General features: G+C 73.3%; 1 protein-coding gene. It reads left to right on the forward strand.

What is annotated here, in order from left to right:
- On the forward strand, positions 1 to 5525 hold a 5525-nt coding region (locus QH283_RS10385; protein WP_280502809.1), incomplete at both ends, for a non-ribosomal peptide synthetase.

Raw genomic sequence — 5525 nt, forward strand, 5'->3', positions numbered from 1 at the left:
GGCACCTACGAACTGCTCCGGCGCATCGCCTCCGATGCCGCGGTCACCGTCAACGCGGCCATCGCCGCCGCGTGGGCGTTGAACCTGCGGGTGCTCACCGGGGAGACCGAGGTGATCTTCGGCGCCGCCGTCTCCGGCAGGCCGCCGGAGTTGTCGAACGTCGACCGGGCGCTCGGCATGTTCCTCAACACCATCCCGCTGCGCATCCGGCTCGAACCCACCGCCACCCTGGGCGAGCTGCTCGCCGACATCCAGGCCGCCCACGCCAGGATGATGGACCACCATTTCATCGGCCTGCCCGACATCCAGCGCGCCGCGGGCATGCCGGAGCTGTTCGACACCGCCATCGCCTTCCAGTCCTTCCCGGTGGACCGCCCCGCGTTGCAGCGGCTGGTCGACTCGGCCGGGCTGCGGGTGGAGGAGATCAGCGGCGTCGACGCCACCCCGTTCCCGCTGAGCCTGGTGGTCACGCCCACCTACGCCGAGGACGGCACCCCGGCGTTGCGCGCCACCCTGCGCTTCCTCGAACACGACTTCGACCTGCCGACGGCACACCGGGTGCTCGATCGCTTCGTGGAGTCGCTGTCCCGGATCGCCGAGCACCCGGGCAGGCGGCTGGGCGAACTCGAACACGAGGAGCCGCCGCAGATCCGCATGCCCGAGCTCGGCGGCCACCGGCTGTCCTCGTGCACCCTGGCCGATCTGCTGACGGCCACGGCCGCCACCGGTCAGGACGCGCCGGCCGTGGTCTACGACGGGCAGGTGACCACCTACCGGGAGCTCGACGAATCCTCCGACCGGCTGGCCCGCGTCTTGCTGGCGCACGGTGTGCGGCGCGGCGCCGTCGCCGCGTGCGTGCTGCCGCGTTCGGCCGACGCCGTGCGCACGCTGTGGGCGATCGCCAAGATCGGCGCCGTGGTCCAGCACGTCGATCCCCGGCTGCCCGCCGAGCGCATCGAGTACCTGCTGACCGACTCCGGCGCGCGCACCGCGGTGACCGACAGCCGGTTCGCCGAACAGGTGCCCGAGACGATCGACACCATCCTGCTCGACGACGAGCGCATCCGGCGCGCGACCGCCTACGCGCCCTCGGGGCCGGTGACCGACGCCGAACGCGGCGGCCGCATCCCGATCGAGGCCGTCGCGTACCTGATCCACACCTCCGGGTCCACCGGTCTGCCCAAGGGTGTGCTGGTCACCCATCGCGGCCTGGCGCCGCTGGTGGCCGCGCAGCGCAAGCACCTCGGCGTCGGTCCGCACTCGCGGGTGCTTCAGGTCGCCTCGCCCAGCTTCGACGCCTCGGTGTTCGAGCTGCTGCTGGCGCACGCCTCCGGCGGCTGCCTGGTCATCTCGCCCGCCGACGTCTACGGCGGCCCCGAACTGGCCGAGCTGATGCGCCGTGAGCACGTCACGCACACCATCGTCACCCCGTCCGCGCTGGCCACCGTGCCCGCCGACGGTCTGGACGAACTGCACACGGTGATGACCGGCGGCGAGGCGGTCGGCCCGGAACTGGTGGAACGGTGGGCGCCCGGCCGCACCATGATCAACCTCTACGGGCCGAGCGAGTCCACCATCTGGGCGACCGCGAGCGCGCCGATGCGACCCGGTGCGCCGATCACCATCGGCGGCCCGGTCGGCCCGGTCTCGACCGCGGTGCTCGACACCTGGCTGCGGCCGGTGCCCGAGGGCGTCGCGGGCGAGCTGTACCTGTTCGGACCCGGCCTGGCCGACGGTTACAGCGGCAAGCCGGGCATGACCGCCGCCCGTTTCGTGCCGTGCCCGTTCGGCAAGCCGGGCCAGCGGATGTATCGCACCGGCGACATCGTGCGCGCCACCGCCGACGGTGACCTGGAGTTCCTCGGCCGCAACGACTTCCAGGTCAAGATCCGCGGCACCAGGATCGAGCTCGGCGAGATCGACGCCGCGCTCACCGAGCTGCCCGAGGTCGCCTGGGCGGTCACCGTGCCGCACCGGGGGGAGGGGCGCGCCCCGGTACTGGTGTCCTACGTGGTGCCCGCCGAGGGGACCCGTGTGGAGGGGGCAGGCGTGGAGGGCACGCATACGGAGGGTACGCATACGGAGGAGACGGACGCGGAGGGGACCGGTGTGTCCGGCGACGGCGGGCGCGCGGCGCTGAGCGCGGCGTTGCGCGCGGCGCTCGGCGAGCGGCTGCCCGCCTACATGGTGCCGCAGGCGGTCGTGGTGCTCGACGAGGTGCCGAGAACCCCCACCGGCAAGCTCGACCGCGACCGGCTGCCCGAGCCCGAGTTCGCCGCCCGTGAGTTCCGTCCGCCGAGCACCTGGGTGGAGGGCGTGGTCGCGGCGGCCTTCGAGGACGTGCTCGAGGTCAAGCGGGTCGGCGTGGACGACGACTTCTTCGCACTCGGCGGCGACTCGCTGAGCGCGTCGCTGGTGGCGGCGCGGGTCGGCGCCGCCCTCGACTGCCGCGTGCCGGTGCGCGCGGTCTTCGAGGCGCCGACGGTCGGCGCGCTGGCCGAACTCGCCAGGGACATCGGCGGACGCGGGCGGGTGGCGCTCACCGCGGGGGTGCGGCCCGAGGTGGTGCCGCTTTCGCTGGCCCAGCAGCGGATGTGGTTCCTCAACCGCTACGAACCCGACTCGGCCGCCTACAACATCCCGGTCGCGCTCCGGCTGTCCGGCAGGCTGAACGTGGCCGCGCTCGAGGCCGCCCTGCGCGACGTCATGGCCAGGCACGAGGTGCTGCGCACCGTCTACCCGGAGACCGAGGGCGAGCCGTACCAGCTGATCCTCGACGACCCGGAGCCGGTCTTCACCCGCATGGCGCCCGCCCGTGAGGAGGCGGTCGCCGAGGCCGTGGCCGAGTTCGTGCGCGGTGGCTTCGACGTGACGAGCCGGGTGCCCATGCGGGTCGGCCTGTTCGAGCTCGCCGGCCGCCGCCGCTCCGCAGACGAGGGCGAATACCTGCTGGTCATGGTCGTGCACCACATCGCAGGCGACGGCCAGTCCATGGGGCCGCTGGCCCGCGACGTGATGACCGCCTACACCGCGCGGGTGGCCGGGCACGCCCCGGTCTGGGATCCGCTGCCGGTCCAGTACGCCGACTACGCCCTGTGGCAACGGCAGGTGCTCGGCTCGGCCGACGACCCGGATTCGCTGCTCAGCGAACAGCTCGCCTACTGGCGCGAGACCCTGGCGGGCGCACCCGATCAGCTGGCGCTGCCCACCGACCGGCCGCGGCCCGCGGTGTCCTCGCTGACCGGCGGGCGGATTCCGCTGCGCGTGGACGCCGAGGTGCACCGCAGGTTGCTCGACATCGGCCACGGGCAGGGCGCGTCGCTGTTCATGGTCGTGCACGCCGCGCTCGCAGTGCTGCTGGCCCGCCTCGCCGACACCGACGACGTGGTGATCGGCACCCCGATCGCCGGTCGCGGCGAGGAGGGGCTCGAGGACCTGGTCGGCATGTTCGTCAACACCCTCGTGTTGCGCACGCCCGTCGAGGCGGGGGAGTCGTTCACCGACGTGCTGCGCCGCACCAGGGACACCGACCTGCGTGCCTTCGAACACGCCGACGTGCCGTTCGAGCGGGTGGTCGAGGAACTCAACCCCGACCGCTCCGGCTCGCACCATCCGCTGTTCCAGGTGGCGCTGGCCTTCCAGAACCTGACCGGCATCGAGGTCTCGCTACCGGAGGTGGTGGTCTCGCGCGCCGAGGCCGACACCGGCGTCAGCCAGTTCGACCTGCAGCTGATGATCTCCGACGAGTACGACGAAGCCGGTGTCGCGCAGGGTATCTCGGCGCAGCTGATGTTCGCCCGCGACCTGTTCGACGAGTCGACCGCGGCGAGCTTCGCCGAACGCCTCACCCGGCTGCTGGCCGGCATCGCCGCCGAACCGTCCACCCCGGTCGGCGACCTCGAATGGCTGGCCGAGGACGAACGCGCCGAGCTGGTCTCGCGGGTGGGCGCACGGCCGGAACTCGACGCCGCCCCCGCCACGCTCGCCGACCTGTTCGCCGCTGCCGTGCGCGAGAACCCGCGCGGCGCGGCGGTGCTCGCCGACGACGCGGAGCTGACCTACGCCGAACTCGACGAGCGCGCCAACCGCCTGGCCCGGCTGCTGATCGCCGCGGGCGCGGGCCCCGAGGTGCCGGTGCTGGTCGCCGTCGCGCGCTCGGTCGAATCGGTGCTGGCCTGGTGGGCGGTGGTGAAGTCCGGCGCCGCCTTCGTCCCGGTCGACCCGGCCTACCCGGCCGCCCGCAAGGAACAGATGGTCACCGAATCCGGGGCGACGCTCGGCATCACGGTGTCCGCGGTGCGCGAGGAGCTGCCCGGTGCGGTGGACTGGATCGTGCTCGACGATCCGGCTGTCACCGACCGGCTGGCCGCCTGCTCGGAGGAGGAGGTCACCGACGACGACCGCACCCACCCGCTGCGCCCGGAGAACACCGCGTACGTCATCTTCACCTCCGGCTCCACCGGCGTGCCCAAGGGCGTGGCCGTCAGCCACGCGGGCATCGCCGACTTCTACGCCGGGCAGTACGCCGACAGCGATCTCGGGCCCACCGCCAGGGTGCTGCATTTCGCCTCGCCGTCCTTCGACGCCTCGCTGCTCGAGATCTGGACGGCGGCCTGCGCCGCGGCGACCCTGGTGATCGCCCCGGTCGGCACCTACGGCGGCCGGGAACTGGCCGACCTGTTGCGCGCCCGCCGCGTCACCCACGCCTTCGTCACCCCGGCCGCGCTGGCCTCGGTAGACCCCGACGGCTTGGACGACCTGCGGCTGGTCATGTCCGGCGGCGAGCAGGTGCCCGAAGATCTGGTGCGCCGGTGGGCGGGCACCGACCGGGCCCGCCGCCGCGAGTTCCGGGTACTCTACGGCCCCACCGAGGCCACCATCATCGCCACCGCCGCGCGCTGGGTGCGGCCGGGCGACCGGCCGACCATCGGCGTCCCGCTGCCCGGCATCAGGGCACTGGTGCTCGACAGCAGGCTGCGGCCGGTCCCGGCCGGTGTCGCGGGCGAGCTGTACCTGGCGGGCCCGGCCGCGGCACGCGGCTACCTGAACAAGCCCGACGTCAGCGCGGCCCGTTTCGTGGCCTGCCCGTACGGGGAACCGGGCGAACGCATGTACAGCACCGGCGACCTGGTGCGCTGGACCGCCGACGGCCGGATCGCCTTCGTGGGCCGCAACGATTTCCAGGTCAAGATCCGCGGCTTCCGGGTGGAACTCGGCGAGATCGACGCCCTGCTGGCCGCGCGTGCGGACATCGCCTTCGCCGTCACCGTCCCTCGGCGCGAGGGCGCGGTCACCATGCTGGTGTCCTATGTGGTCCCGGCTGCCGGAGCGCGGGTCACCGGGGCGGAGCTGAGCGCCGACCTGGCGCGGGTGCTGCCGTCGTACATGGTGCCCGCCGCGGTCATGGTGCTCGACGAGGTGCCGTTGCTGCCCAACGGCAAGCTGGACCGGCGCGCCCTGCCCGCTCCGGTGGTGCAGGCCAGGCGGTTCCGCGCGCCGCAGTCGCCGGTGGAGGAGATCGTGGC

This window comes from Nocardia farcinica (assembly GCF_029867845.1).
In the GTDB taxonomy this organism is placed as follows: Bacteria; Actinomycetota; Actinomycetes; order Mycobacteriales; family Mycobacteriaceae; genus Nocardia; species Nocardia farcinica_A.